The following is a 25,702-nucleotide window of genomic DNA, read 5'->3' as shown; positions in this document are numbered from 1 at the left end:
TTGTGTCCCTGCGGCACAGTGCCGCAGATGCGCTGCAATCTCAACGCAGGAAGGGGAGGCGGCCCGCCCGCAGGCACGCCCCCTCCCCCGATTGGTGCACGATGCGCCCGGTCAGAACCGGAAGCGCACCCCGGCGAACAGGCGCGGTTTCAGCTCCTGCGCGAAGAACAGCTGCTTCTCGTCGCGCCCGAAGGAACGGATCGGCTCGCTGAGGATGTTCACCGCTTCGAGGCTGAAGGCGAGGCTGTCGTTGAGGTCCCAGTTGATGCTGGCGTCCAGCGTGCCGAAGTCGTCGAAGAACACCGGGTTGCGGGCCCCGCCGCGGTTGACCCCGCCGAGGAACTTGCCGCGCCAGTTATACGCCACGCGCGCCGAGAGGCCGCCCGCGTCGTAGATGCCGGTGATGTTGTAGCTGTCCGACAGGCCGATCAGCGCGAAGACATCGGTGTTGGGGTCGGACAGCACGTCGACATTGACGTCGCCATATACCTTGGTGAGCGAGCCCGAGACGCCGAAGCCGCTATCGCCGAAGAAGTACTGGCCCTGCAGTTCGAACCCGTGGATGTTGCCTTCGCGGTTGTTGATCGGGGTCGCCACGTCAAATACGAACAGCGGATCGGTGCTGTTCGCGATCACGTCGCGCTGCGCCAGCACGGTATCGACGAAGGCCTGGTCGAGCTGGCCGTTGGCGCCGAGGTTCGCCTGGAACTGCTGGCGCGCGGCGGCGACATTGCCGTTGTTGGCATCGATCAGCGCGGTGAAGGTGAACAGGCTGACGTCGCTCAGCACCGCTCCGAGGTTGGCGATTTCCGCCGCTGCCGCGCCCGAGCGGGTGCCGGCCGCGCCGGTGGTGGGGTCGCGCAGGCCGAACAGGTTCTGCTCGACCTGACCGATCCCCACGAAGTTCGACACCTTCTTGAAGAAGAAGGCCCCCGAAATGAAGCTCGCCGGAGCGAAGTACCATTCGAGACTGATATCGAAGTTGTCCGACAGCAGCGGATCGAGGTCCGGGTTGCCCTGCGAGCCGGCAGCGATCCCGCCGAGCAGCGTCGGACGGTCAGGGCCGTTCGCCGATTGCGAGGCGAACAGGTTGCCGAAATCAGGACGCGCGAGGGTCTTCGAATACGACACGCGGGCAACCAGATCGTCGACCGGTTCGATCCGGAAGTCGATCGAGGGAAGCAGCTCGTTATACTCGCCCGTGCGGGTGATTTCGGCGATGTTGCCGCTGACAACGCGGGTGAAGTCGTTGTCCGAATCCCATTCGATCCGCAGCGGCTGGTCGACCAGCGAGAAGGCGGTCGTCTTGGTGTTTTCCCAGCGCACACCGGCGACCACATTGGCCGGACGCCCGCCAATCGAACCGTCCCAGGTGAACTGGGCATAGGTCGACCAGATCTTCTCGCCCACCCGGTCGAATTCGTTGCCGGTGATGTTGTTGGGATTGCCGCGCGAGGCGTAGTAGGGCTCGAAGATCTGGAACAGATCGACCGCATTGCCCCGGAACGCGATCTGCGCATCGCCCACAGCGTAGCGGTCGAACTTGCAGGCGAGGCAGAACTCCTCGATCAGGTTGCCCGCCAGAGCCCGGATGTCGCCGACATTGTTGATGCCCCAGTCGCCCAGCGTCTGCTGGGTCTGGGTGCGGGCGCTGGTCATGCTCGAATCGATGTAGCGTGCACCGATATCGAAGCGGCTGCCGCCCTCCAGCTCCCAGCCGAGGTCGGCGCTGAACTGGTCGACCCGGTGACGCTGGCTCGAGGCGTTGGTGCGCTGGATCTGCGTGCCGAGGTCGCCGAGGTCGAGCACGCCGTTGTTGTTGCCGCGGTCATCGGCGGTGCCGCGGATGCCGTCGGAGCCGAGGCCGCGATCATTGACGGTGTAACGCTGGATCGGAACCGCGCCCGAGAAGTCCACCGAGTGCGCATCGACCACCGGTGCGCCCATGCTGAACAGCGTCGAGCTGGCGCCGTTGGCCGAATCCGGATCCGAGGTCGATAGCGAGTGGTTGCCGTCGAGCCGCAGGGTGAAGCCCGAGCCGATCTCCCACTCGGCGTTGAGGCCGTAGGATTGCAGCTCAGTCTTGGTCGCGCGGTACTGCTGTTCGAAGCCGAGGTCCTTGGTGCCGTAGCCGCTGCCTTCGGAGATGAAGATCGACGTCGGAACGGCATCGCTCGGATCGAAGGTGATCGTGTCGAACGGCCGGTTGAACCAGTTGGTCTGGTCGGTGCGCTGCTCGCTCTGGCGGTTGCGGACATACATCGCATCGGCGGTGAAGGTCAGCGTCTCGATCGGGCGATACTGGGCCGTACCGGCGACATTGATGCGCTCGCGCTTGAATTCGGAGAAGTGGTAGCGGCTGTCGTTGGGCACCGCGACCAGCGTGTCCGGGCTGCTCGGGGCGCCGGTCACCACCGTCGATGCGCCGCGGCCCGGGAATTGGGAGAAGGGCGCGACGTTCCACGCGTTCGAGGTGGCGCTCGCCGCCTCGCTGTCGCGCTTCTGGTAGGCGCCGAAAAGCGAGACGCCGAACACGTCGGTCGGATCGGTCCAGGTGACGACGCCCGAGACTTCGGGGTTCACGGTGAAGTCCGAATTGCTCAGGTCGTACAGCGCCTTGGCGCCGATGCTGCCGCGCAGGCCTGCGCCCTTCATTTCGAGCGGACGCGAGGTCACCACGTTGATCGCCGCGCCGATCCCGCCCGAGGGGATCGCCGCGCGGCCGGTCTTGTAGACCTCGAGCCGCTGCACGCCTTCGGAGGCAAGGTTGTTGAAGTCGAAGGAACGGCCGGTGGCGCGGCTGAAGTCGACGTCCTGGTCACCGCCGACCGCGTTGACGAAGGTGGTCGCGATCTGGCGGCCGTTGACGGTGACGAGGTTGAACTGCGGACCGAAGCCGCGGACGGTCACCTGCGAGCCTTCGCCGTTGACGCGGCTGATCGACACGCCGGGGATGCGCTGGAGGGATTCGGCGAGGTTGGTGTCGGGGAATTCGCCGATGTCCTCGGCCGAGATCGCGTCGACGACGCCGAAGGCCTCGCGCTTGATGTCCATCGCACGCTCGAGACTCGCGCGCACGCCGGTGACGATGATTTCCTGCCCTTCTTCGGTGCTGCCGTCCGTCTGGTCGGCGGCATCCTGCGCCGCCGCGGGCACAGCCATGATGCCGAGCGCGAGCGCGGACACGCCTGCCGAGAGTGCAACACGGGTTCCGCTGGACGCGGAACGGCGACGAACGCGATTATCGGCCAAGGCCTTCATGACTACTCTCCCTCCCATTGGTGGCGTTTTGCCACTCTCCGGCAGCACGCCATGCCGCGTCGACATGAATGATAGCGCTACCATATGTTGTCTTATATTCAGGAAATTGAAGGAGTCAATCGACTCGCGCTGCTTTGGCGATGAATGGCGGATTTCAAGGACTGTATTGAATATCAGTCTTTTTGTGGCTCGCGAGCATTGCCGAAGCCCGGCTCTTTGCTGTTTGATACACAAAAAGGTAGCGCAAACATGACTTGGCTAACCACCGGCTTACGCGGCTGCAAAGGCGCGAATGGTGCCGTGTGAAGCGGAGATTCTCCCGCCTGACTGCCGTGTCCCGCGCAACGGTGCGGATCGCGGTCGTTCAGCGATCCGCGGCGGTGGCGGAGGGAAGCTCCATGTCGTCGAGCGCAAGCGCGAGCAGGTGCTTCATCGCCTCGGTCGCATCGCGCGCCGACCCGCGGCGGATCGCATCGAAGACCGCCTGGTGCTCGGGCAGGGGATCGCGCGGATTGGCCTGTGCCGCCTGCTTGAAGTGGGTTGTCCATTGCACCGCAGCGCCGATCGAGCTGCCGAGCGAGATGATCGCCTCGTTGCCCGATGCCGCCAGAATGAGCCGGTGGAATTGGCGATCGGCCTCCTGTCCTTCAGCTCGGGCCAGGCCGAGGGTCGCCATCGCATCGAGGCAGCGTTCCATCTCGGCAAGCTGCGCGGGCGTGCGGCGTTCGGCGGCGAGCCCCGCCGCGACCGGTTCCAGCAAGCCGCGCAGCTCGAACAGGTCGCGCACGAAATTCTCGTCCGGTCTGCCGGTGAACATCCATGCGAGGATGTCCGGATCGAGCAGGTTCCATTGCGCGCGCGCGGTGATCCGGCTGCCCGCCTTGGGCCGGCTTTCGACCATGCCCTTGGCGGCGAGAATCTTGAGCGCTTCGCGATAGGCCGTGCGCGACACGCCCATCCGGTCGGCGCTCTCGATCTCGCCCTCGAGCGTCGAGCCGCTCGCAAGCGTACCGTCGAGGATCGCCGTGCCGATCTTGCGGGCGACCTCCTCGTGGAGGCGTTCGACCTTCTTGGCTTTGGGTTTGGTCAACCCCGTGGCTCCCCGATGCCCCGCTGGCTCCTCGAGCCTAATCCTCGAACGGGGCGACCGTTTCTACCTGCCCGCACAGGAACGCGTCCGCAATGATTTCGAGCGGGCGGCAGTCGACATCGGACGCGCCGGCAAGCACGAGCGCGCGGAAATGGCGATACATCGCGCGGTATTCCACCGCGAGTGCGGATTCCTCGTTGCCTGTAAGGCTCGCTGCATCCTCGCCCCCTTGCGCGAACCGGCGCTGCTGCGAACCCGCGCTGAAATCGATCTGCCAGATCTGTGGCCCGGTCTGCCGCCAGTCGAACTCCACCGCGACCGGCGCGCCGCTGAGTGCCTCGAGCTGCATCGTGGCGGCAATCGGCGTGGCGCGGCCATCGGGAATCTCGAAGCGGGCAGACCGGACGCGGAAGGGCTCGGGCATCACCTCGGTCAGGATCGAGAGCGCGTTGATGCCCGGATCGAGCACCCCGTAGCCGCCCGGCTCCCAGATCCACGCTTGCTCCGGATGCCAGCGCCGCACGTCCTCCTTCCAGACGATGCGCACGGCGTCGACGGGATGGGCGGCGCACCATGCCTTGAGCTCCGCGACGGCAGACGACCAGCGCGAATGCCAGCCGGCAAACAGGGTCAGCCCCTGTGCCTGCGCCATTGCGCCGAGCATCTTCACCTCGCTCACGGCGATGCCCGGCGGCTTCTCCAGAAACACGTGCTTGCCCGCCGCCAGCGCCATGCGCGCGGCCTCGAAGCGGGCGGCGGGTGGCTGGCACAACACGATCGCGTCGACATCGGGCGAACCTTCTAGCAGCGCTGCAAGGTGCGGATAGACCGGCACGGCAGCTTCGGCGCCTTCGGGCGTGGCGATCGCAGCCAGTTCCAGCCCCTCGGTCACCGCGATCGCCGGCACGTGCTCGTCACGCGCGATCTTGCCATAGCCGACGATGCCGAGCCGCAGGCTCACAGACGGCGCACCGCCTGCAAGCCTTCGTCCGCGCCCGCCGCGAGCGGGTTGCTAGCGGGCAGGGTGAAGGGAGCGGCGGTGATCGTGAACACGTCGCCCGGCAGGGTCTCGATCCCGTCGCTGTACGAGAGGGTTGCGGTGCCGAAGAAGTGCACGTGGACATCGCCCGGGCGGCGGAATTGTGCGTATTTGAAATGGTGGTGTTCGAGGTTGGCGAGGCTGTGGCTCATGTTGGCCTCGCCGGTGCAGAATTCGCGCTCCCAGACCGCCGCACCCTTACGGCGGATGGCGACTTGTCCGCGCACGTCGTCGGGCAGCTCGCCGAGCAGCAGCTCCGGCCCGAGCGCGGCCTGGCGCAGCTTGGAATGGGCGAGCCAGAGGTAATTCACCCGCTCGGTCACATGGTCGGAAAACTCGTTGCCGAGCGCGAAGCCGAGCCTGACGGGCTGTCCCTTATCATCGATCAGGTAGATCCCGGCGATCTCCGGTTCCTCGCCGCCGTCGCCTGCAAAGGCCGGGCGCAGGAGCGGTTCGCCCGGGCCGACGAGGGTCGAGCCGTCGCCCTTGTAGAACCATTCCGGCTGCGCGCCGATGGCACCGGGGGCGGGTTTGCCGCCTTCGTAGCCCATCAGGAACATCCGCATGGAATCGGTCGCCTGACCGGCAGCGGCGGCGGCGTGCATCTTGTCGCGCCCCTCGGCGCTGCCGAGGTGGGTGAGGCCGGTGCCCGCGACCATCAGATGCGCCGGATCGGGATGGTCGATCGGAGCGAGCAGGCGCACGGCGGCAAGGTCGATGCTCTCGCCGAGCGATGCGGCGGCGGTTTCGGCAAGGCTCGTTCCGGCCCGCAGCGCCGCCCGCGCCAGTTCGAGCGTGGTGCCGGCACCGGCGACGATCCGCGCCGTGCCCGCGCTGCCCAGCGCTGCCACGTCGCGCCTTCCGTCGCGCTCGAACTGCACCAGCGAGATCATGCGATTGTCTCTCACGGCCGGATGCTCCTTCAGTGATTGTCGCGCGGCAGGCCGCGGGTCTGGGCGATGCGCTGGAAGGCTTCCGCGCCCTCTATGATGCCGCCGCTCTCCATCTGCCCCACATAGGCGCGGTGGATCGCCTGCCACGGGGTCTGCGAGGCGGGGTAGGCATAGCCGCCCGCCACCTCGAGCGCGGCGCGGCGCTCGGCAAGCTCGCTCTCGGGGATCAGCACGTCGACGGTCCCGCGCCCGAGATCGATCCGCACCCGGTCGCCGGTCCTGAGCAAAGCCAGCCCTCCGCCGACCGCGGCTTCGGGCGAGGCGTTGAGGATCGAGGGGCTGCCCGAGGTGCCCGATTGCCGCCCGTCGCCCAGGCACGGCAGGTTGGCGATGCCTTCGCGCAGCAGATAGGCGGGCGCGCGCATGTTCACGACCTCGGCCGAACCGGGATAGCCCACCGGCCCCACACCCCGCATCACGAGCAGCGTGCGCGCGTCGATGGCGAGGGCGGGATCGTCGATCCGCGCATGGTAATCCTCCGGCCCGTCGAACACCACGACGGGGCCCTCGAAGGCATCAGGATCGTCGGGATCGGAGAGGTAGCGCGCGCGGAAATCCTCGTCGATCACGCAGGTCTTCATGATCGCGCTGTCGAACAGGTTGCCGGAGAGGACGATGAACCCCGCATCGGTCCTGAGCGGGCGGGTGAAGGGGCGGATCACGTCCTCGTCCTCGATCACCGCGTCCCGGCAGTTGTCGCCGATACTCCGGCCGTTGGCGGTGAGCGCGTCCTCGCGGATCAGGCCTTCTCCCATCAGCTGTGCGACCACCGCCGGCACGCCGCCCGCGCGGTAGAAATCCTCGCCCAGATATTGCCCTGCAGGCTGGAGGTTGACGAGCAGCGGCACGCGGTGGCCGAATGCCTGCCAGTCGCGGATCGACAGGTCGACGCCGAGGTGGCGGGCGATGGCCTGCAAATGGATCGGCGCATTGGTCGACCCGCCGATTGCGGAGTTCACCACGATGGCGTTGAGGAACGCCTCGCGGGTCATCAGGTCGGACGGCTTCAGATCCTCGCGCACCATCTCCACGATCCGCTTGCCGGTATGGTAGGCGTTCTCCTGCCGGTCGCGATAGGGCGCAGGGATCGCGGCGGAGCCGGGCAGGCTCATGCCGAGCGCCTCGGTCAGCGAATTCATCGTCGTCGCCGTGCCCATGGTATTGCAATAGCCGGTCGAAGGGGCGGAACTGGCGACCAGCCGGATGAAGCCCGCATCGTCGATCTCGCCCCGGCTGAGCATCTCGCGCGCTTTCCACACGATGGTGCCCGATCCGGTGCGCTCGCCCTTGTGCCAGCCGTTGAGCATCGGGCCGACCGACAGGGCAATCGCCGGGATATTGACCGTCGCGGCGGCCATCAGCGCGGCGGGCGTGGTCTTGTCGCAGCCGACGGTCAGCACCACCCCGTCGAGCGGGTAGCCATACAGCACCTCGACGAGCCCGAGATAGGCAAGGTTGCGGTCGAGCCCGGCAGTCGGGCGCTTGCCGGTCTCCTGGATCGGATGGACCGGAAACTCGATCACCACGCCGCCCGCCTCGCGGATGCCCTCGCGCACCCGTTCGGCCAGCACCAGATGGTGGCGGTTGCAGGGGGAGAGGTCGCTGCCGGTCTGGGCGATACCGATGATCGGCTTGCCCGACCGCAGCTCGTCAAGGCTGAGGCCGAAGTTGAGGTAGCGCTCGAGATAGAGCGCGGTCATGTCGATATTGTCGGGGTTGTCGAACCACGCGCGCGATCGCAGCTTGCCGGTCATCACTTTGTCGCCGTTGCCGGGCGCAGCACCATCACGTGGCGGTATATCTGGCCGGGATCGAGCCGCGCCGAGCCGAAGGCCGGCTGGTTGGGCGTGTCGGGGAATTTCTGCGGCTCCAGCGCATAGCCGTCGCCCATGCGGTAGAGGCACCCGCCCTTGCCGGGGTTGGTACCGGCCAGGAAGTTGCCGGTGTACATCTGCACGCCCGGTTCGGTCGAGAGCACCTCCATCGCCCGGCCCGACACCGGATCCTCTGCGCGCGCAATCAGCTGCGGCTCGGCCGTCTGCCCCTTGTCGAGCACCCAGTTGTGATCGAACCCGCGCCCGACCAGCACCTGCGGATCGCGCGCATTGCGCAAGCCGTCCGACAGCGCCTTGGGCTTGCGGAAATCGAACGGGGTGCCTGCGACCGGAGCGAGCTCGCCGGTGGGGATCAGCGCGGTGTTGACGGGGGTGTAGCGGCTTGCGGGCATGGTCAGCCGGTTGCCCATCGCGCCCTCGGCAGGACATTGCCCGGCCATGTTGAACAGCGCGTGGTTGGTCATGTTGATGATCGTCGGCTTGCTGGTCGTCGCGGTCATGGTGATCGTCAGCACGCCATCGTCGCCCAGCGCATAGGTCACGCGCGCGGTAACTTCGCCTGGATAGCCCTGATCGCCGTCGGGGCTGGTCAGCGCGAGCGTCACCGAGGCGACGGGGCCGTTTGCGGTGACGGACTCGATCGCCCACACCTTGCGGTCGAAGCCCTGGCCGCCGCCGTGGAGCGAAGCCTCGCCATCGTTCAGCGGCAGGCGGTAGGTCGTCCCGTCGATGGTGAAGGTTCCGCGCGCGATGCGGTTGGCAAAGCGGCCGACCGTCACGCCGAAGAAGTCCTGTGTTGCCTCGTATTCGGCCGGATGATCATGGCCGAGCAGCACGTCGGCGAGCACCCCCTTGCGGTCCGGCAGGCTGTAGCCCTGCAAGGTCGCGCCGAGCGCGAAGATCCTCGCGGTCACGCCGTTGGCGGCGGAGAGGGTGACGGTTTCGGCCGGCGTGCCATCCGCGAAGGCGCCGTCGACCTTGCGTTCGGCCGTTGCGGCATTGGCGGTACCGGCGATCAGCCCTGCCGCCAGCGCCAGCCCGAGTGCCGCGCCGCACTTCCATCCCGTCCCCTTCATAGACCCTCCAGCCCGTGCCTTGATTGACTTGATCTCCTTATACTCATACAAATGGGCAAGACAAGACGGGGAGAGGCAGAGTGGCGGGTCCGGTATCGCAGGGTTCGGTGGCAGCGCGTGTGCCCGGCGCATCCGCGGGCGGACACGGCAAGGCGCTGGCCTTGCTCGCGAGCCTGTTTTTCATGTGGGGCTTCATCACCGTCATCAACAACACGCTGCTGCCGCACCTCAGGAGCGTGTTTGATCTCAACTACACCCAGACCACCCTGATCGAGAGCGTGTGGTTCATCGCCTATGGCGTCGCCTCGATGCCCTCGGCCTTCCTGATCGAGCGGGTCGGCTACAAAAAGGCCATCATTATCGGTCTTTCAATCATGGCGGTGGGCGCGCTGGGCATGATCCCGGCGGCGCGGATACCTTCCTACGAGATCACGCTGCTGGCGCTGTTCGTCATCGCCTGCGGGATCGCGCTGCTGCAGGTGGCGGCCAACCCCTATGTCGCCGTGATCGGCCCGCCCGAGAGCTCGGAAAGCCGCCTTACGCTGGTGCAGGCGTTCAATTCGATGGGCACCTTCTTCGCGCCCTATTTCGGCGGTTACCTGATCCTCAGTCGGACGGTGTCGGGCACCACGCTCGAAGGCACGATGCTGACCGCCGACCAGCGGCTGGCCGATGCCCAGGCGACCCAGCTGCCCTATCTGCTGGTCGCGCTGGTTCTGATCGCGATCGCGGTGGTGTTCTCGCGCGCGCAGCTGCCGAGCCTTGGCGAGGACACCCGCCGCGCCAATGCCGAGGAGCGCAAGCACCTGTCGCTCTGGAACCACCGCAACCTCGTGTTCGGAGTGCCGGCGATCTTCATCTACCTGATCGCCGAAATCGGCGTCGCCAACCTTTTTATCAACTTCGTCTCGCAGCCAGCCATCGGCAACATGACCCATGCCGAGGCGGCGAATTACCTCGTCATGCTGTGGGGCGGCATGATGGTCGGCCGGTTTGCCGGGGCCTTTCTGATGAAGCGCTTTGCCGCAGAGAACATCCTTGCCGCCTATGCGACCGCAGCGCTGCTGGTGATGATCGGCGCGGCGACGCTGCACGGCCCGGCCGCAATGTGGGCGCTGATCATGGTCGGCCTGTGCCACTCGATCATGTTCCCGACGATCTTCGCGCTCGGGATCAAGGGGCTGGGGCCGCTGACCGAAGAGGGCTCCGGCCTGCTGATCACCGCCATCGCTGGCGGGGCGCTCGTGGTGGTGCAGGGGTGGCTGGCGGACAAGGTGGGCCTCCAGAACTCGTTCTGGCTGACGGTCGCCTGCGAAGTCTACATCCTGTGGTACGCCCTGCGCGGTGCCAGAGTGACCGCCGAAACGCCCGCGGCGGCCGCGGCAGAGCGCACCTGACGCACCGCGGCGGCGGCACATAGGCCTCGCCGCGTAGTCCTTGTACGGACCATTTATGACGGGCAGGATTCTATCTCCTGAGAGGCGGATTTCTCAGCTATTTCAGGGGATTGGTGGGGGCTGGAGCGGGTAGCGGGAATCGAACCCGCATAGCCAGCTTGGAAGGCTGGAGCTTTACCACTAAGCTATACCCGCCCGCGATCCGGATGCGCCCATGCCACTGAAGGCGCGGTTGCGTCAATGCGTTGCTGGCCTAGGCGGTGCGATTGACCGGCAGGTTGTCGATCAGGCGGGTGCCGCCGATCCTCGCAGCGACCAGCAGGCGGGCGGGATCGGGGCCGAGCGCCGAGAGGGTCGCGAGCGAACGGGCGTCGGCGAGGGTGGCGTAGTCGACGCTCGAGAAGCCCGCGGCGAGGATATCCGCCTGCAAGCCCGCAAGCGCATCGGCCACATCCCCGCCACCGTCGATCGCGGCAACGGCTGCCTGCATCGCCCGGGGCAGGGCGGCGGCGGCGGCGCGCTGGTCGGGGGAGAGGTAGCGGTTGCGGCTGCTCATCGCGAGGCCATCCGCCTCGCGCACGGTGGGCACGCCGAAGATGCGGTCGACAGGGGGCTGCGTCAGATCGAGGTCGCGCGCCATGGTGCGGATCACGGCGAGCTGCTGGAAGTCCTTCTCGCCAAAGAACGCCATGTCGGGCGCGACCTGGTTGAAGAGCTTGCACACGACCGTCGCCACACCGTCGAAATGCCCGGGCCGCGCTGCGCCGCACAGCCCGTCGCTCACCCCCGCCACACCGATGCTGGTGGCGAAACCTTCGGGATACATCGCCGCGACATCGGGCGCCCACAATAGCGCCACGCCCTCGGCCTCGAGCATTGCGGCATCGGCGGCGAGCTGGCGGGGGTAGGCGTCGAGATCCTCGTTCGGGCCGAACTGCTTGGGGTTCACGAAGATCGAGGCGACCACGTGATCGGCTTCGGCCCGCGCGCGGCGGACCAGTGTCAGATGGCCTTCGTGCAGCGCGCCCATGGTTGGCACCAGCGCCACGGTTGACCCCGTATTGCCACGTAGATGTGCCAAAGCGGTTCTCAACATTTGCAACGTCTTGACCGTTTGCACCGTCAGGCCTCCAAGGATACACGCGAGAGCACGCCCTAGCGGCGCTTGCTGTCCCATTTCAAGCCGCTCCTCCGAGAGACCCGTGATGCCTGCCGCCGTCCCTTCCGAACCCGCCGCAACCCGGACCTTGCGCAAGGGGCAGGCGCACCGGATCGTGTTCGCGAACGAGAAGGGCGGCACGGGCAAGTCGACCACGGCGGTGCATATCGCGGTGGCGCTGTCCTATCTCGGCGCGCGGGTGGCCTCGATCGACCTCGATCCGCGCCAGCGCACCACGCACCGCTATATCGAGAACCGGCTCGGCACGCTGGAGAAGCGCGGGCTGACCCTGCCGACCCCCGATTGCGAGGTGTTCCGGGGCGAGACCACCGGCGATCTCATCGCGATGATCCGCCGGCTTGAGGCGAGCTGCGATTTCCTGATCATCGACAATCCCGGCCGCGACGATCCCTTTGCCCGCATCGCGGTGGAGCATGCCGATACGCTGGTGACGCCGATGAACGACAGCTTCGTCGATTTCGACCTGATCGGTCAGGTCGATGCCGAGACGTTCAAGGTGAGGAAGCTCTCCTTCTTCGCCGAGCTGATCTGGGAAGCGCGATTGAAGCGCAGCCGCATGACCATCGAACAGCAGCGCCCCGAGATGGACTGGATCGTCGTGCGCAACCGCACCGGCCACGTCGAGGCGAAGAACCAGGCGCGTCTGCACAAGGCGCTCAACGAGATGTCGAAGCGCGTCGGCTTCCGGGTGACGCAGGGCCTGTCGGAGCGCGTGATCTATCGCGAGCTGTTTCCCTCGGGCCTGACCTTGCTCGACAAGGGGCATCTGGGTGAGCTCGGCACCAGCCATCTCGTTGCGCGGCAGGAGCTGCGCGCGCTGGTGAAGGCGCTGAACCTGCCCGAATTCAGCCGCGAACAGGGCGAATTGGAGCTGGCATGAAGTACCTTATATTCATCGCCATCGCCTGCGTCTTCTGCCGCTGGGCACTGGGCAAGTGGCCGTGGGAGCTGCTGCGCGCCTCCCCGACGCGATCGCAGGCGGTGTTCCGCGCGCGCAAGCTGCTCGGGGTCGAAGCAGGGGCGGGGCGCGAGGAGATCATCCAGGCCCATCGCCGGCTGACCACACTGGTGCATCCCGACAAGGGCGGCACCAACGCCGCGATGCAGGAGGCCAACGCCGCGCGCGACCTGCTGCTCGACGAACTGCCCTATCCGCAGGACGATGGCGGCGCGTAACGGCACAGCCACAGCTTAGCGGGATTGACACAAAGCCGGGGCAGGGGTTTCAGGGGCAGGTCGCATCACTGCGGGGGGATGCCTGACGATGATCCGCAAAGCGGACGTCGTTCTGGCGGGATCGGGCGTATGGTACGCCGCCGCCCTTCGCGAACATCGCCAGCCGGCGCGGCAAGGAGAACCTCTCGATCATGCAACACCACTTCCACCCCACCGTGCTGCGCGAATACGACATTCGCGGGATCATCGGCGAGACGCTGGGTGCGGACGATGCGCGCGCCATCGGCCGGGCGTTCGGCACGCTGCTGCGCGAGGCGGGCGGCAGGACCGTGGCGGTGGGCTATGACGGGCGCGTCAGCTCGCCGATGCTTGAGCACGCGCTGGTCGAGGGGCTCAACGCCAGCGGCTGCGATGTGGTGCGGATCGGCCTCGCGGCGACGCCGATGCTCTATTACGCCGAAGCCTCAGATGAACAGGTGGATGGCGGCATTCAGATAACTGGCAGCCACAATCCCCCCAATTACAATGGCTTCAAGATGGTATTTCTGGGGCGCCCGTTCTTCGGCGCCGATATCCAGAAGCTCGGGAAACTGGCAGCAGACGGTGCGTTCGCCAGCGGCACCGGCACGATCACCTCGCGCGACATCCTTGGCGAGTATGTCGAGCGCCTGCTCGAGGGACTGGCCGGCATCGAACGCGCCGATCTGGAGACCCTCCGCGTCGGCTGGGATGCGGGCAACGGCGCCGCCGGCCCCGCGCTCGAAGCGCTCGCCGCCCGGCTGCCGGGGGAACACCATCTGCTCTTTACCGAAGTTGACGGACATTTTCCCAATCACCATCCTGATCCGACTGTCGAAGCCAACCTGACCGATCTTCGCGCGCTCGTCGCGGCAAAGAACCTCGATTTTGGAGTAGCCTTCGACGGGGATGGCGACCGGATCGGGGCGATCGACGGCACGGGCCGGGTGGTCTGGGGTGACCAGCTGCTGATGATCTATGCCGAGGACCTGCTCAAGAGGCGCCCGAAGGCGACGATCATCGCCGATGTGAAGGCGAGCCGCGCGCTGTTCGACCGGGTGGCGGAGCTCGGCGGGGAACCGCTGATGTGGAAGACCGGCCACTCGCTGATCAAATCCAAAATGAAGGAAACAGGTGCGCCGCTCGCGGGCGAAATGAGCGGCCACGTGTTCTTCGCGGACGAATATTACGGGTTCGACGACGCGCTCTACGCGGGCGTGCGCCTGCTGGCGGCCTCGGCCCGGCTCGGCAAATCGGTCACCGAGCTGCGCGGTGCGATCCCGCCGATGCTCAACACCCCCGAGCTGCGCTTCCAGGTCGACGAGGCCCGCAAATTCGCCGCGATGGAGGAAATCGCCCACCGCCTCACCACCAGCCCCGGCCCCGAGGTCGAGAGCGTCAACGCCACTGATGGCGTGCGCGTCAACACCGCGGACGGTTGGTGGCTGCTGCGCGCCTCGAATACGCAGGACGTGCTGGTCGCGCGGGCGGAAAGCGATACGCCCGAAGGCCTCGACCGCCTGCTCGCGCAGATCGATGCGCAGCTGGCGGCATCGGGGCTGGAGCGGGGCGAACAGGTCGGCCACTGACCGCCAATCCCGCCGCAATTCCAATTGCCTGACGCGCGCCCCGCGCTATGACATTTGGCATGCTCGTCGGTATTGATCTCGGCACCACCAACAGCGCGGTTGCGCTGTGGAAGGACGGTGTCCCGCAACTCGTGCCCAATGCGCTTGGGCGGGAACTCACGCCCTCGGCGGTCAGTCTGGCCAAGGGCGGGCAGAGCTGGGTGGGCGAGGCCGCGGTCGACCGGATGGCGACCCACCCGGCCGATACCGTCACCAGCTTCAAGCGGATGATGGGCACCGCCTCCACCGTCACCCTCGCGGGCACGACGCTGACGCCCGAAGACCTCTCGGCGATGGTGCTGCGCAGCCTCGCCGACGATGTCGAGGCGGCGACCGGCGAGCGCCCGACCGAGGCGGTCATCACGGTCCCGGCCTATTTCAACGAACGCCAGCGCCGCGCCACGCGCCGCGCGGGCGAGATCGCCGGGCTCGAGGTCAAGCGCCTCATCAACGAGCCCACCGCCGCCGCGCTCGCCTTCGGCCTTGCCGACAAGGGCGACCGCGAGCCGTTCCTCGTCTTCGACCTTGGCGGAGGGACCTTCGACGTCTCGATCGTCGAGATGTTCGACGGGATCGTCGAGGTGCGCGCCTCGGCGGGCGACAACCGGCTGGGGGGAGACGATTTCGATGCCGTCCTCGCGCGGATGGTCGAGCCGCAGCTGCTCGGCCACGCGGCGCTGGAGGGCGTGTCGGTCACGCGCCGCGATGCGCTGATGAAGCTCGCCGCCGAGCGCACCCGCCGCGCGCTGTCCACTTCGGAGAAGGCCGAATTCGTGCTGACGATCGACGGCAAGTCCGCCGGGACGATGGTCACGACCGAAGCCTTCGAGGAAGCCGCAGCCGGCCTCGTGCGCAAGCTGCGCGATCCGGTGATCCGGGCGCTGCGCGATTGCCATATCGACGTGAAGAGCCTGTCGGACATCGTGCTGGTCGGCGGGGCCACCCGCATGCCGGTGGTGCGGAAGGCGCTGACCCGGATGTTCGGGCGCTTCCCCAATTCCACCGTCCACCCCGATCACGCGGTCGCGCTGGGCGCGGCGATCCAGGCCGGGCTGCTGTCGGGCGGGGAGGGGCTCGAGGAGATCCGCATCACCGACGTCGCGCCCTTCACGCTGGGCGTCAACACCGCCACCCGCGATGCGCACGGCGTCTTCCACGACGACATCTTCGCGCCCATCATCGAGCGCAACACGCCCGTGCCGGTCAGCCGGATGGAGCGGTTCTTCACCCTCGGCGACAACCAGCGGCAGGTCACTTTCGCGATCTACCAGGGCGAAGCGCGCGACGTGAAGAAGAACGTCAAGCTGGGCGAGCTGACCGTGCCCGTCCCCCCGCGTCCGGCCGGCGAGGTGCAGGTTGACGTGCGTTTCACCTACGACACCAGCGGGCTGCTCGATGTCGACGTGGCAGTCCCGGCGACGGGCCTCACGCGCAACATGGTGATCGTGGACGAGGATGATCGCCGCAGCCAGAAGGACATCGCCGAAAGCCGCAAGCGTCTGGAAAAGCTCAAGGTCCACCCGCGCGAGGAGGCCGACAATGTTGCCATGCTGGCGCGGGCCGAGCGGGCATACGAGGGCTTCACCGGCCATGTCCGCGACGTGATCGGCCATGCGCTGACCCAGTTCCAGGGCGCGCTCGAGACGCAGGACCCGCGCCTCATCGCCGATGCGCGCGATGCGCTCGGGCAGCTGCTCGACGAGATCGACGCACAGTCTCCTCTATGAGCCGCCGCGCCTTTCCGTGGAGCCGCCTCGGGATCGACCCGACCAAGGATACGGGCGCGATCCGCAAGGCCTATGCCGATATCCTGCGCGCGACCAATCTCGACGACGATATCGCAGGCTACGCCGAACTGCGCCGCGCGCGCGACCACGCCCTGTGGCTGGCCGCGCAGCCCGATGTGGAGGAAGAAAGCGCGGGCGAGGAGGACGAGGGCGAAGTCTACGGCCTCGGCAGTCTCGACGACGATGATGATGACGACGACATCGGCCTCGGCGACTGGGACGACGCGGACTACCCGTGGGATGACAGCCCGTCCGCCCAGCATCCCGATCCCGTCTCCGGTGACGATCCCGCGCCCGAACTCACCGAAGCCCAGCTGCGCGCGCAGGCGGCGTGGAACACCATGCTCGACGTGCTCTACCCCGATGGCGAACCGAGCGAGGAGGCGGTCACCCACGAGCAGCTGGAGACGGGCCTCGCCGCGCTCGGCGTGCTGATCGCGCGCGCGGAGGAGGCGGACCTTCTCGAACACGATGCGCTCGACAATGCGCTCGGCGAGCTCTTCGCGCGCACCTGGCCGCGATCGGCGCCCTTCGTCGAGCCGGCCAACGAGGCCTTCCACTGGCTGGGCGAGGCGGGCGCGCTGGAGGAACGCTACGCGCTGCGCTTCCTCAACGACCGCCTCAAGGGGATGCGCTTCCACGAGAAGGTGCAGCAGCCCGGCCACCCGCTGCACAAGGCGTGGGCGGAACTCTCCCGCCCGGGCCGCGCCGGTTTCGTCGACCGGCTCCGCGTCAGGCGGCTCGACATCCACCGCCTGCTCACCGGCATCCGCGAACGCTATCCCGAGCTCGAAAGCCTGCTCGATGCCGAGCGCGTCCGCTCGTGGGAGAACGGTGGCGGCGTGGCCGAGGGCGCGTCCAATGCCGGACGCGGCTTCGGCGGGGCGCTGCTCTTCGTGGTGCTGTTCTTCGCCCTGATGCGCGGCGTCGCGGCACTGATGGGGCCGACAGGGGACGACGATGCCGGCAAGCCGCCTCTCGCCGAGGTCGAGGCCGCCCTGAAAACAGCCGAGCTCGACATCGCCGCCGACAGGGTCTTCGGCAAGGGCTTCAAGTTCGCCGATGTTCGCGCGGCCGATCCGAACTTCGCCAAGACCTTCGAGGCGCTGGTGAGCATCGCGGACAAGGCTCCCATCGAACCGATCGACTATGCGCGGACTCAGGCCATCGGTGCGTCGCAGGTCGCCGCGAACAATGAACTCGTGGTGCGGGCCGATCTCAAGTCGCTGTGGCTCAACGCGGCGCGAAGGCTGCCCGGCGATGCGTGCCAGAAGCTGATGCGCGGCGATCTGCGCAAGCTTGACCTGAAGCTCACCGACAAGGAGCAGTCACGCGAACAGGCGCTGCTGCGCCAGCTGTTGGAGGCCAAGGTGCTGAGCAACAAGGCCGAAGGGGGCGAAACCCGCTACACCATCCCCGGCTGGCTGATCGAGGCGATGCTCAAGCGAAGCGGCCTGTCGGAGGAGCGGCTGGTGGCAGCGCTCAGGAACCCCGACAGCCCCGACCGCTGCGGCGTCGAATTCGCGCTTGTCGAAGCCGTGCGCGCGGCGCCGGGCAAGGTGCCCAAGGAAGTGCTCAAGGGACTGTAGGCCGCGATCTGTCGGCCGGAATGCAACGAACACCATCGGAGGATTGCAATGAAGCGCTTTGGTATCCTGCTGGCCGCATCGGCTGCCCTGACCACTCCGGCGGTGCTTGCCGCGCAGGACACGCCGCCGCCCGCCCCCATGGTTGTCGGCGAGCGCATCGATGGCCCCGCCGGCAGCGGGGCCGAGGGCATGGATCAGGCGATGGCCGCGCTCGGCGCCATGTTCAAGGTCGAGCCGCTCACCGCCGAGCAGGAGGCCCGCCTGCCGCAGGCGCAGCGGGTGATCAACCGCATGATTCCCGAGGGCACGCTGGGCGAGATGATGGGCGGAATGTTCGACAAGCTGCTCGGCCCGATGCTCGATGCGACCGAGGCCCCGGCGGACGAGACGATCCGCAAGGGCGTGGGCATCGGCCCCGCCGCGCTCGATCTCACCGAGGCGCAGGCGGCCGAGCTCGCCGCGCTGTTCGATCCGGCCTATGCCGAACGCCACAAGCGCGAGCGGGCGCTGATGCCGGCACTGATGCGCGACATGATGACCGCGATGGAGCCGACCATGCGCAAGGCGATGTCGGAGCTCTACGCGATCCACTTCTCGCAGAAGGAGCTCGACGATGTCGAAGCCTTCTTCCTCACCGACAGCGGCGCGGCCTATGCGCGCAAGAGCTTCACCATGTCGAGCGATCCGCGGATCGTCAGCGCGACGATGGAATCGCTGCCGCAGCTGATGGCGAGCTTCGCCAGCATGGAGGAGAAGATGAAGGCCGCCACGGCCGATCTGCCGCCCAAGCGCAGCTTCGCCGAACTGTCGAAGGCCGAGAAGGCGAAGGTCAGCAAGCTCACCGGCTATACCGCCGCCGATATCGAGGGGATGCTGGCCGAGAACGCGGACGGCGCGCGCGAGGAATAGGCTGCGGCAAGGCTTGTGGGGGCAGGGGCGAGCGGCCACATGGGGGCGGTGACTGCGCCGCCCTCCGCCCCCGACCTTCCGCCCCCGATCGCCACGTGGTTCGCGCAGCGCGGCTGGCGCGTGCGGCGGCACCAGTGGGAGATGCTGGAGAAGGCGCGCGCAGGCGAGCATGCGCTCCTCGTCGCCGATACCGGTGCGGGCAAGACGCTAGCGGGGTTCCTGCCCACGCTCTGCGCCTTCGCAGACCCGTCCACCCTGCCGCCAGACGGGCTTCACACCCTCTATGTCTCGCCCTTGAAGGCGCTGGCGCAGGATGTGAAGCGCAACCTGCTGACACCGATCGAGGAAATCGGCCTTCCGATCCGCGTGGAGACGCGCAGCGGCGACACGCCCGCAGACCGCAAGAAGCGCCAGCGCGAGCGCCCCCCGCACATCCTGCTGACCACGCCCGAGAGCCTCTCGCTGCTGCTGTCCTATCCCGAAAGCGCCGAGCTGTTCGCGGGCCTGAAGCGGGTGGTGGTCGACGAGGTCCACGCCTTCGCCACCGACAAGCGCGGCGATCTGCTGGCGCTGTCGCTGGCGCGGCTGCACGCGCTGGCGCCGGATGCGCAAAGGGTGGCGCTGTCGGCTACCCTCGCCAACCCCCGCGATTTTCAGGAATGGCTCGCTCCGCAGATCGACGACGGCTCGGGCGAGATCGCTGCCGCCGCGCTGGTGCTGGGCGAAGAGGGGGCCGAGCCCGAGGTCGAGATCCTCCTGCCACAGGAAGAACGCGTCCCGTGGGGCGGGCACGCGGGGCGCTGGGCCGTCCCGCAGCTTTACGAGGCGATCAAGGCCAACCGCACCACGCTGGTCTTCACCAACACGCGCTTCCTTGCCGAGTTCATCTTCCAGTGCCTGTGGGAGGCGAACGAGGACCACCTTCCCATCGGCATCCACCACGGCAGCCTTTCCACCGAGGCGCGCCGCAAGGTCGAGGAAGCGATGGCGCGCGGCGACTTGCGGGCGCTGGTGTGCACCGCGAGCCTCGATCTGGGGATCGACTGGGGCGATATCGACCTCGTCGTGCAGATGGGCGCGCCCAAGGGCTCCTCGCGCCTGCTCCAGCGGATCGGGCGCGCGGGGCACCGTCTGGACGTGCCGAGCCACGCGGTGCTGGTGCCGGGCAACCGCTTCGAATTCCTCGAAGCCATCGCCGCCAAGGAAGCGGTCGACGAAGGCCAGCGCGATGGCGAGGCCTTCCGCCCGGGAAGCCTCGACGTGCTCGCCCAGCACGTCATGGCCTGCGCCTGCGCGGGCGATTTCCACGAGGACGCGCTGCTTGCCGAGATACGCTCGGCTCTGGCCTATAGCTGGGTCGACCGCGAAACCTTCGTCCGCGTGCTGAACTTCGTCGCCGACGGAGGCTATGCGCTCAAGGCCTATGACCGGTTCAAGCGGATCGTGCGGGCGAAGGACGGGGTATGGCGGCTCGCGCACCCAAATCAAGCGCAGCGGCACCGGATGAACGCCGGGATCATCGTCGATTCCGAGATGCTCAATGTGCGGTTCAAGAACGGCCGCAGCCTCGGCAAGGTCGAGGAGCGCTTCGCCGCGCAGCTCTCCCCCGGCGACACCTTCTTCTTCGCGGGCATGAGCCTCGAGGTCGAGGGGGTGAAGGACATGGACGTCACCGTCCGCGCCGCCAAGAAATCGGCCACGATCCCGAGCTATGGCGGACTGAGGCTCCCCCTCACCACGCATCTCTCGACCCGCGTGCAGGGGCTCCTGTCTGACCGAGCAGGGTGGGGGCGCTTCCCTGACGACGTGCGCGAGTGGCTGGAGATGCAGGACTACCGCTCGCGCCTGCCCGCGCCGGGCGAGCTGCTGGTCGAGAGCTTCCCGCATGGCGGCAAGCACTACACCGCGTACTACACCTTCGAGGGATGGAACGCGAACCAGAGCCTCGGGATGCTCATCACCCGTCGCATGGAGGATCGCGGGCTGCTGCCCGGCGGCTTCGTGGCGAACGACTATTGCCTCGCGGTGTGGGGATTGCGCGCGGTCGAGAACCCCGCGCCGCTGCTGTCACCCGACATCCTGACGGGCGAGTTCGTCGAATGGGTCACCGAAAGCCACCTCCTGCGCCGCGCCTTCCGCGAGGTGGCGGTGATCTCCGGCCTCGTCGAGCGCCAGCATCCGGGGCAGAAGAAGACCGGCAAGCAGGTCACCTTCTCGACCGACCTGATCTATGATGTTCTGAAGAAATACGAGCCCGACCACGTTCTGATCGAGGCCGCCTGGGCCGATGCGCGGGCGCGGATGACCGACGTGGGTCGGCTCGCCGACTTGCTCGAACGCTCCGAGCGCGAGCTGGTCCATGTCACGCTCGACCGCGTCTCCCCGCTCGCCGTGCCGGTGATGACCATGATCGGCCGCGAAGCCGTGCCGCAAGGGGCCGTCGATGACGAGCTGCTGCTCGAGGCCGAGGGGCTGATCGCCGCCGCAATGCGACCGGATGCGCCGCTGGAGGGGGATTAGCGCCCTCTCGTGCCGTAGAGTTGCGGCGCGCAGGTGTCGATGTCGGGCGGCGGCCGCAGGGGCGCGGTCCAGTCGGTTCCGTCGTCCATGAGCGTGACCAACAGCGGCAGCGGATGGCCGCGGCCCATGTTGAAATCCCCGTGCTTCTCCATTCCGTCGATGCAGAACCTTTCATCATTCAGACCCGCGCGTTGAAGCACAGCGAGGGTATGGGCAGCGAGGTTATAGCTGGCCGCACCGTCGGGTTCGAAGGCGAGGACGGGGCGGGGCTCAAGCTTGCTGGCTTGCGAGAGCCGCGCCACCAACTCTTCCACGCTCACCAACTCGCCGTTGAGGCGCAACCGGTCAGCGGCTGTGACCTCGATCCGGTAAACGACGGGCGGATCGCCGTTTGCGAGCAAGCCGGCTTCCGGCTGCGGTAACTTTATGAGCAGCGCGTGCGTGGGCGTCTGGCTCGCCGCGAGCAGGAACAGCACCGCGATGAACAGCGCCACGAACAGCATGGGCCGCGTATCGATCGCGCGGATCGGCGCGCCGTGGTCGAAGCGCCGCGGCGCGGGGCCGCGGCGCAGCGAGGGGTGGGGCATCAGGGGAAGTCCCGGTACTTCTCGTTGCCGACGAAGGTGAAGCCCTCGGCCCCCTCCTCGCGGATCAGGGCGATGGTGCGGGCCGAGGTGTCGTAGCTGGCGCCGGCAGCGGGCTCGAAGCGCAGCACGGGCTGGACGGGACGCTCGCTGGCGGCGGCGAGGAGGTCGCGCAGTTCGGCCTGGCTCACCGGATGGCCGTTCCACGCGATCCGGTCATTGGCGTCGATGGTCAGCGCGTTCGATTCCAGCACCGGATGCTTCGGCTTGCCGGCGACGGGCAGGTCGACGGGGGTGATGTCCGCCTTCATCGGGGTGGCGAGGATCACCATGATCAGCAGCACCAGCAGCACGTCGATGAAGGGGGTGACGTTCATTTCGCCCATCGGGCGGGGGCGGGGGGCGTAGAGGTTGGGACGGGTCACGGTGTGCGGCATCATCGCTCTCCTCGGCGAGGTGGCCGCGGGGATGCGGCCGCGTCGGGATGCCGATAATATCGCGAAAAGAAGAGGTTGCCTAACGCGTACCGGTATGGCGCCTGCAACGGATCGCGGGAGCCGCCCGATGTTCTGCAAATGTTTCACGTGAAACATCGCCCGGCCTGCGCGAAAAACGGGTGCCGGAATGCAAAAAGGGCGCCGCGAAACCTCGCAGCGCCCCCTCTGAGCCTACCCTAAGGGCACTCTGGGGCACCCTGGAGGGTGGCGATCACTTGCCGAAGTCGCGGTACTTGTCGTTGCCGACGAAGCCGAACTTGGTGACGCCCGACGACTTGATGGTGTCGAGCACCTTGGCCGACAGGTCGTAGCTCGCCAGCGCCTCGGGCTCGAACTGCAGTTCGGGCTCGGGCTGCATCTGCATCGACTGTTGCAGGGCGGCTTCGAGCTGGCCCTGATCAATCGGCGTACCGTTCCACAGGATCTGGTCCTGCGGGGTGAGCACCAGCTTGTTCTTGGTCGGCTCGACTTCCGGCGGCGGTGCGTTGGTCGGTTGCGGAAGGTCGATGTCGACCGAGTTGACCGCGACCGGGATGGTAATGATGAACATGATCAGCAGAACGAGCAGAACGTCGATCAGCGGCGTCATGTTCATGTCCATCATCGGCTCGCCGTCGAGCTTGCCTCCAGCCATACCCATGTCAGTTACTCCTTAAGTTGGTCTGGAACGTCAGCTATTCGGATCGACGGGGTTCGAGATGAACCCGACAATCGGATAACCGGCCAGCTGGACGCGGTAGATCGCGCCGGCCACGCAACGCCACGGAGCGTTCACGTCGCCGCGGATGTGGACCTGCGGGATCGCCTCGGGATCCTTCATCAGCGCATCGACCCCGCCAGCGCGCTGCACGATCGCGTCGAGCCGCTTGAAGGCCTGGTCCTGGAGTTCCTGCGAATCCACCAGCGTGATGTTGTTGAAGTAGATCCGGCATTCGCCGTTGCGCGAGGCACCGGCATAGCCGGCATCGCCGGCCTGACGGCCTGCATCGTCGGTCGAGCTGACGGTCAGAAGCAGGTTTTCCGCCTTGGTCTTCGCTTCGATCGATTCGAAGACGGGGATCTTCAGCTTCTCGATCGTCTGGATCGCCACCGGAACCGCGATGAGGAAGATGATCAGGAGCACCAGCATCACGTCCACCAGCGGCGTGGTGTTGATGTCGGACATGGGGGTATCGGCCCCGCCTCCCGTAGAAATCGCCATTGTGAATTCCTAGCCTGTCAAAACTTTTGACTTGGGTTTCCCGCCCGGGGGCGCCGCCGCTGGGGTGGCTGGCCGGGCAGCGGCGGGAGCGAGCCGGGGCCCGCTCCCGCCGTCATGCGGCAATGACGATCAGGCCTTCGGCGCCGGAGCGGCCGCCGGCTTGGCGGCGGGCTTGGCAGCCGGGGCCGCCACGACCGTCGGCTTCACGGCGCCGTTCGAGTTCATGTAGGCCAGCAGGTCGGTCGAGAAGGTGCTCAGCAGCGCGGCAATCTTGCGGTTGCGGCCCTGGAGGTAGTTGAACGCGAACACCGCAGGCACGGCGACGAGCAGACCGATCGCGGTCATGATCAGCGCTTCACCGACGGGGCCGGCGACCTTGTCGATCGAGGCATTACCGGCGATGCCGATGTTGATCAGCGCGCGGTAGATCCCGATCACGGTGCCGAGCAGACCGACGAACGGCGCGGTCGCACCGACGGTCGCGAGGAACGCGAGGCCGCCGTTGAGCACGGCGTTGATCGAATCTTCCGAACGCTGGAGCGAACCGTGCATGTAGTCATGCGATTCGAGGCTGTCGGTCATCTTGCCGTGGTCTTCCTGGGCCTTGACAGCGTCGTCGGCCAGCTGACGCCACGGACCGTCCTTCTCGAGCTTGGTGGCGCCTTCCTTGAGGCTGCCGGCGCGCCAGAAGGCGGTCTGCACGGTCTTGTGCTGCTTGAGGATCTTGTTCTGCTCGAACAGCTTCGTGAACAGGATGTAGAACGAACCGACCGACATGATCACCATGATCGCGAGGATGGTCCAGGCGACGGGGCCGCCCTGTTTCATGGCCTGGATGAAGCCGAATTCGCTTTCGGGAGCGGCGCCAGCGGCGAGAAGCATAAGGTTCATTGCGAAAGTCCTCTTGAAAGAATTGTCGTGAGGGTGGCGGCTCTGTGTGTCCCTTGGCCGCCGACCCGGTTGATCAGTTCAGCTTGTAGGTAATGCGGGTGCGCCACGTGGCATTGATCGGAGCGCCGTCATCGTTGAGTGCCGGCTCGAAGCGGCCATAGCGCTCGAGATCCTTGCACGCCGCGGCATCCAGTTCGTTCGAACCGCTCGAGGAGGTCACCGAGCAACCGGTGGCCCGGCCATCGGTGGTCACGGTCACGCTCACGCCGACAGTGCCTTCGATACCTTCCTGTGCCGCACGACGCGGATAGTTTTCCTGGATGCGCGCCTGCCAGCTGCGGGCGTTCTTCGGCTGCACGCCGCGTGCCTTCGACGGGCCCTTGGGCGGCGTCGGCGGTCCCGGAGGCGCAGTCGGCACCGTGCTCGGACGCGGATCGGTCTGATACGTCGGCGGCGGATCCTGGCGCGTCTCAATCTGCGGAGGATTGGGCGAAATGGCGAACGGCGGCGGCGGCGCGACTGGCGGCGGCGGCGACGTCGTTTCGGGCTGCTCTTCCGGCGGCGGCGGCTCGTCCGGCGGCGGCGGCGGCGGTTCGGTCACGTCGACGGTTGTCACCCGTTCGACCATCTCCTTGACGGCATCGACCGCAAGATAGATGACCATCCCCGTACCCACCAGGCCGACGATCGACAGAGCGATGATCATCGACACCAGCTTGGGGCCGGTCAATCCTTGTTGTTGGCTAGCGTAGGACATCCAGCGCTTTCTCTCCAAATACTCGCCGATCATGCGATCGGCACACTCCCCACCCGCTGGCCTTAGGGGGCCAGTGAGCGGATCCCGGTCATTTCGGTCCTCCCACGCCGGAAAAGACAATGCGGGCGCGCGCCAAGCGCTCCGCCCGATCATTCTCTCCCGGCTGGCACGTTCTGGGTCATCCGACCCCTAACGCAACCTGAACTGTTCCCGCGGCAATGTCCCCAGTCCCGCGCAATCAGCACCCGAGGCTTTAACGGGCAACCCCTAGCCGATCAAACGCTTTTGCGGTTCATCACGGATTCACTGCGAGC

General features: G+C 67.0%; 22 protein-coding genes and 1 tRNA gene. 9 read left to right on the top strand and 14 right to left on the bottom strand.

The genetic code is table 11. The annotated features are described in order from the left end of the window. Nucleotides 1-111 precede the first annotated feature (111 nt). Nucleotides 112-3,186, bottom strand: a complete 3,075-nt coding sequence (locus tag BZF57_RS12895; protein ID WP_240505976.1) for a TonB-dependent receptor — start codon at nucleotides 3,184-3,186, stop codon at nucleotides 112-114. Nucleotides 3,187-3,405: 219 nt separating this feature from the next. Here BZF57_RS12895 and BZF57_RS21120 point away from each other — a divergent pair, with 219 nt between their 5' ends. Next, on the top strand, nucleotides 3,406-3,567 hold the full coding sequence (locus tag BZF57_RS21120) for a hypothetical protein (RefSeq protein ID WP_156076256.1): 162 nt from the start codon (nucleotides 3,406-3,408) through the stop codon (nucleotides 3,565-3,567). A gap of 58 nt (nucleotides 3,568-3,625) precedes the next feature. Here BZF57_RS21120 and BZF57_RS12890 read toward each other — a convergent pair whose 3' ends face one another. Genes BZF57_RS12890 through BZF57_RS12870 form a run of 5 tightly spaced genes read right to left on the bottom strand, consistent with a single transcriptional unit; the run spans nucleotide 3,626 to nucleotide 9,254 of the window. Continuing rightward, nucleotides 3,626-4,351: a FadR/GntR family transcriptional regulator gene (locus BZF57_RS12890; protein ID WP_086738558.1), complete on the bottom strand. Its 726-nt coding sequence runs from the start codon at nucleotides 4,349-4,351 to the stop codon at nucleotides 3,626-3,628. A gap of 37 nt (nucleotides 4,352-4,388) precedes the next feature. Further along, complete coding sequence (locus tag BZF57_RS12885; RefSeq protein WP_086738556.1) at nucleotides 4,389-5,312, bottom strand: Gfo/Idh/MocA family protein; 924 nt, start codon at nucleotides 5,310-5,312, stop codon at nucleotides 4,389-4,391. Then, the gene (araD1, locus tag BZF57_RS12880) at nucleotides 5,309-6,283 is read right to left on the bottom strand and encodes an AraD1 family protein (protein ID WP_086738553.1); all 975 of its coding nucleotides are present in this window, start codon (nucleotides 6,281-6,283) and stop codon (nucleotides 5,309-5,311) included. The genes BZF57_RS12885 and araD1 overlap by 4 nt, the downstream gene beginning before the upstream one ends. 29 nt (nucleotides 6,284-6,312) lie before the next feature. Further along, a complete protein-coding gene (locus tag BZF57_RS12875) occupies nucleotides 6,313-8,097 on the bottom strand; it encodes an IlvD/Edd family dehydratase (RefSeq protein ID WP_086738552.1) in 1,785 nt (594 codons plus the stop codon). Continuing rightward, on the bottom strand, nucleotides 8,097-9,254 hold the full coding sequence (locus tag BZF57_RS12870) for an aldose epimerase family protein (protein ID WP_086738550.1): 1,158 nt from the start codon (nucleotides 9,252-9,254) through the stop codon (nucleotides 8,097-8,099). The genes BZF57_RS12875 and BZF57_RS12870 overlap by 1 nt, the downstream gene beginning before the upstream one ends. A gap of 80 nt (nucleotides 9,255-9,334) precedes the next feature. Here BZF57_RS12870 and BZF57_RS12865 point away from each other — a divergent pair, with 80 nt between their 5' ends. Further along, a complete protein-coding gene (locus BZF57_RS12865; RefSeq protein ID WP_086738548.1) occupies nucleotides 9,335-10,651 on the top strand; it encodes a sugar MFS transporter in 1,317 nt (438 codons plus the stop codon). A gap of 121 nt (nucleotides 10,652-10,772) precedes the next feature. Here the strand turns inward: BZF57_RS12865 and BZF57_RS12860 are convergent. After that, nucleotides 10,773-10,846, bottom strand: a tRNA-Gly gene (locus BZF57_RS12860). Between the two features lie 58 nt (nucleotides 10,847-10,904). After that, a complete protein-coding gene (gene panC, locus BZF57_RS12855; RefSeq protein ID WP_086738546.1) occupies nucleotides 10,905-11,771 on the bottom strand; it encodes a pantoate--beta-alanine ligase in 867 nt (288 codons plus the stop codon). Between the two features lie 85 nt (nucleotides 11,772-11,856). On the opposite strand from panC, the gene BZF57_RS12850 reads away from it, so the two are divergent. The 7 genes from BZF57_RS12850 (at nucleotide 11,857) to BZF57_RS12820 (ending at nucleotide 21,458) form a co-directional block, all read left to right on the top strand. After that, nucleotides 11,857-12,711, top strand: coding sequence for a division plane positioning ATPase MipZ (locus BZF57_RS12850; protein WP_086738544.1), 855 nt, complete (start codon nucleotides 11,857-11,859; stop codon nucleotides 12,709-12,711). After that, nucleotides 12,708-13,007, top strand: a complete 300-nt coding sequence (locus BZF57_RS12845) for a J domain-containing protein (RefSeq protein ID WP_086738542.1) — start codon at nucleotides 12,708-12,710, stop codon at nucleotides 13,005-13,007. Before BZF57_RS12850 ends, BZF57_RS12845 begins: the two co-directional genes overlap by 4 nt. A 191-nt stretch (nucleotides 13,008-13,198) precedes the next feature. Further along, a complete protein-coding gene (pgmG, locus tag BZF57_RS12840) occupies nucleotides 13,199-14,614 on the top strand; it encodes a phosphoglucomutase/phosphomannomutase PgmG (protein ID WP_086738540.1) in 1,416 nt (471 codons plus the stop codon). Nucleotides 14,615-14,673: 59 nt separating this feature from the next. Further along, nucleotides 14,674-16,380 (top strand): Hsp70 family protein, encoded by a 1,707-nt coding sequence (locus BZF57_RS12835; protein ID WP_086738538.1) that lies wholly within the window; start codon nucleotides 14,674-14,676, stop codon nucleotides 16,378-16,380. Further along, nucleotides 16,377-18,029, top strand: coding sequence for a hypothetical protein (locus BZF57_RS12830; protein ID WP_086738537.1), 1,653 nt, complete (start codon nucleotides 16,377-16,379; stop codon nucleotides 18,027-18,029). The genes BZF57_RS12835 and BZF57_RS12830 overlap by 4 nt, the downstream gene beginning before the upstream one ends. 48 nt (nucleotides 18,030-18,077) lie before the next feature. Continuing rightward, on the top strand, nucleotides 18,078-18,938 hold the full coding sequence (locus BZF57_RS12825) for a DUF2059 domain-containing protein (protein WP_086738535.1): 861 nt from the start codon (nucleotides 18,078-18,080) through the stop codon (nucleotides 18,936-18,938). A 39-nt stretch (nucleotides 18,939-18,977) separates the two neighbouring features. After that, nucleotides 18,978-21,458, top strand: coding sequence for a ligase-associated DNA damage response DEXH box helicase (locus BZF57_RS12820; protein WP_086738533.1), 2,481 nt, complete (start codon nucleotides 18,978-18,980; stop codon nucleotides 21,456-21,458). On the opposite strand, the gene BZF57_RS12815 is transcribed toward BZF57_RS12820, so the two are convergent. From BZF57_RS12815 to BZF57_RS12790, 6 genes are all read right to left on the bottom strand, one after another. Continuing rightward, the gene (locus tag BZF57_RS12815; protein WP_086738531.1) at nucleotides 21,455-22,045 is read right to left on the bottom strand and encodes an ExbD/TolR family protein; all 591 of its coding nucleotides are present in this window, start codon (nucleotides 22,043-22,045) and stop codon (nucleotides 21,455-21,457) included. The two genes, BZF57_RS12820 and BZF57_RS12815, sit on opposite strands and share 4 nt — an antisense overlap. After that, the gene (locus BZF57_RS12810; RefSeq protein WP_240505975.1) at nucleotides 22,045-22,482 is read right to left on the bottom strand and encodes an ExbD/TolR family protein; all 438 of its coding nucleotides are present in this window, start codon (nucleotides 22,480-22,482) and stop codon (nucleotides 22,045-22,047) included. Before BZF57_RS12810 ends, BZF57_RS12815 begins: the two co-directional genes overlap by 1 nt. A gap of 268 nt (nucleotides 22,483-22,750) precedes the next feature. Then, nucleotides 22,751-23,179, bottom strand: coding sequence for an ExbD/TolR family protein (locus tag BZF57_RS12805; RefSeq protein WP_086738529.1), 429 nt, complete (start codon nucleotides 23,177-23,179; stop codon nucleotides 22,751-22,753). 30 nt (nucleotides 23,180-23,209) lie between these two features. After that, nucleotides 23,210-23,740, bottom strand: a complete 531-nt coding sequence (locus BZF57_RS12800) for an ExbD/TolR family protein (protein WP_206073255.1) — start codon at nucleotides 23,738-23,740, stop codon at nucleotides 23,210-23,212. A gap of 129 nt (nucleotides 23,741-23,869) precedes the next feature. Further along, a complete protein-coding gene (locus tag BZF57_RS12795; protein WP_206073254.1) occupies nucleotides 23,870-24,631 on the bottom strand; it encodes a MotA/TolQ/ExbB proton channel family protein in 762 nt (253 codons plus the stop codon). A gap of 73 nt (nucleotides 24,632-24,704) precedes the next feature. Then, on the bottom strand, nucleotides 24,705-25,421 hold the full coding sequence (locus BZF57_RS12790; RefSeq protein WP_240505974.1) for an energy transducer TonB: 717 nt from the start codon (nucleotides 25,419-25,421) through the stop codon (nucleotides 24,705-24,707). Nucleotides 25,422-25,702: the final 281 nt, after the last annotated feature.

Source organism: Erythrobacter colymbi (assembly GCF_002155685.1).
GTDB lineage: Bacteria > Pseudomonadota > Alphaproteobacteria > Sphingomonadales > Sphingomonadaceae > Erythrobacter > Erythrobacter colymbi.
Note: the sequence above shows the minus strand (reverse complement) of the source record. Positions and strands in the feature narration are given on the sequence as shown.

Bases quoted from the DNA above. Each gene is read 5' to 3' on its own strand.
- BZF57_RS21120 (WP_156076256.1), top strand. From the start codon at position 3,406: ATGGCGGATTTCAAGGACTGTATTGAATATCAGTCTTTTTGTGGCTCG.
- araD1 (WP_086738553.1), bottom strand. From the start codon at position 6,283: ATGATCTCGCTGGTGCAGTTCGAGCGCGACGGAAGGCGCGACGTGGCA.
- BZF57_RS12875 (WP_086738552.1), bottom strand. From the start codon at position 8,097: ATGACCGGCAAGCTGCGATCGCGCGCGTGGTTCGACAACCCCGACAAT.
- BZF57_RS12870 (WP_086738550.1), bottom strand. From the start codon at position 9,254: ATGAAGGGGACGGGATGGAAGTGCGGCGCGGCACTCGGGCTGGCGCTG.
- BZF57_RS12850 (WP_086738544.1), top strand. From the start codon at position 11,857: ATGCCTGCCGCCGTCCCTTCCGAACCCGCCGCAACCCGGACCTTGCGC.
- BZF57_RS12845 (WP_086738542.1), top strand. From the start codon at position 12,708: ATGAAGTACCTTATATTCATCGCCATCGCCTGCGTCTTCTGCCGCTGG.
- pgmG (WP_086738540.1), top strand. From the start codon at position 13,199: ATGCAACACCACTTCCACCCCACCGTGCTGCGCGAATACGACATTCGC.
- BZF57_RS12835 (WP_086738538.1), top strand. From the start codon at position 14,674: ATGCTCGTCGGTATTGATCTCGGCACCACCAACAGCGCGGTTGCGCTG.
- BZF57_RS12830 (WP_086738537.1), top strand. From the start codon at position 16,377: ATGAGCCGCCGCGCCTTTCCGTGGAGCCGCCTCGGGATCGACCCGACC.
- BZF57_RS12825 (WP_086738535.1), top strand. From the start codon at position 18,078: ATGAAGCGCTTTGGTATCCTGCTGGCCGCATCGGCTGCCCTGACCACT.
- BZF57_RS12820 (WP_086738533.1), top strand. From the start codon at position 18,978: ATGGGGGCGGTGACTGCGCCGCCCTCCGCCCCCGACCTTCCGCCCCCG.
- BZF57_RS12815 (WP_086738531.1), bottom strand. From the start codon at position 22,045: ATGCCCCACCCCTCGCTGCGCCGCGGCCCCGCGCCGCGGCGCTTCGAC.
- BZF57_RS12810 (WP_240505975.1), bottom strand. From the start codon at position 22,482: ATGATGCCGCACACCGTGACCCGTCCCAACCTCTACGCCCCCCGCCCC.
- BZF57_RS12805 (WP_086738529.1), bottom strand. From the start codon at position 23,179: ATGGGTATGGCTGGAGGCAAGCTCGACGGCGAGCCGATGATGGACATG.
- BZF57_RS12800 (WP_206073255.1), bottom strand. From the start codon at position 23,740: ATGGCGATTTCTACGGGAGGCGGGGCCGATACCCCCATGTCCGACATC.
- BZF57_RS12795 (WP_206073254.1), bottom strand. From the start codon at position 24,631: ATGAACCTTATGCTTCTCGCCGCTGGCGCCGCTCCCGAAAGCGAATTC.
- BZF57_RS12790 (WP_240505974.1), bottom strand. From the start codon at position 25,421: ATGATCGGCGAGTATTTGGAGAGAAAGCGCTGGATGTCCTACGCTAGC.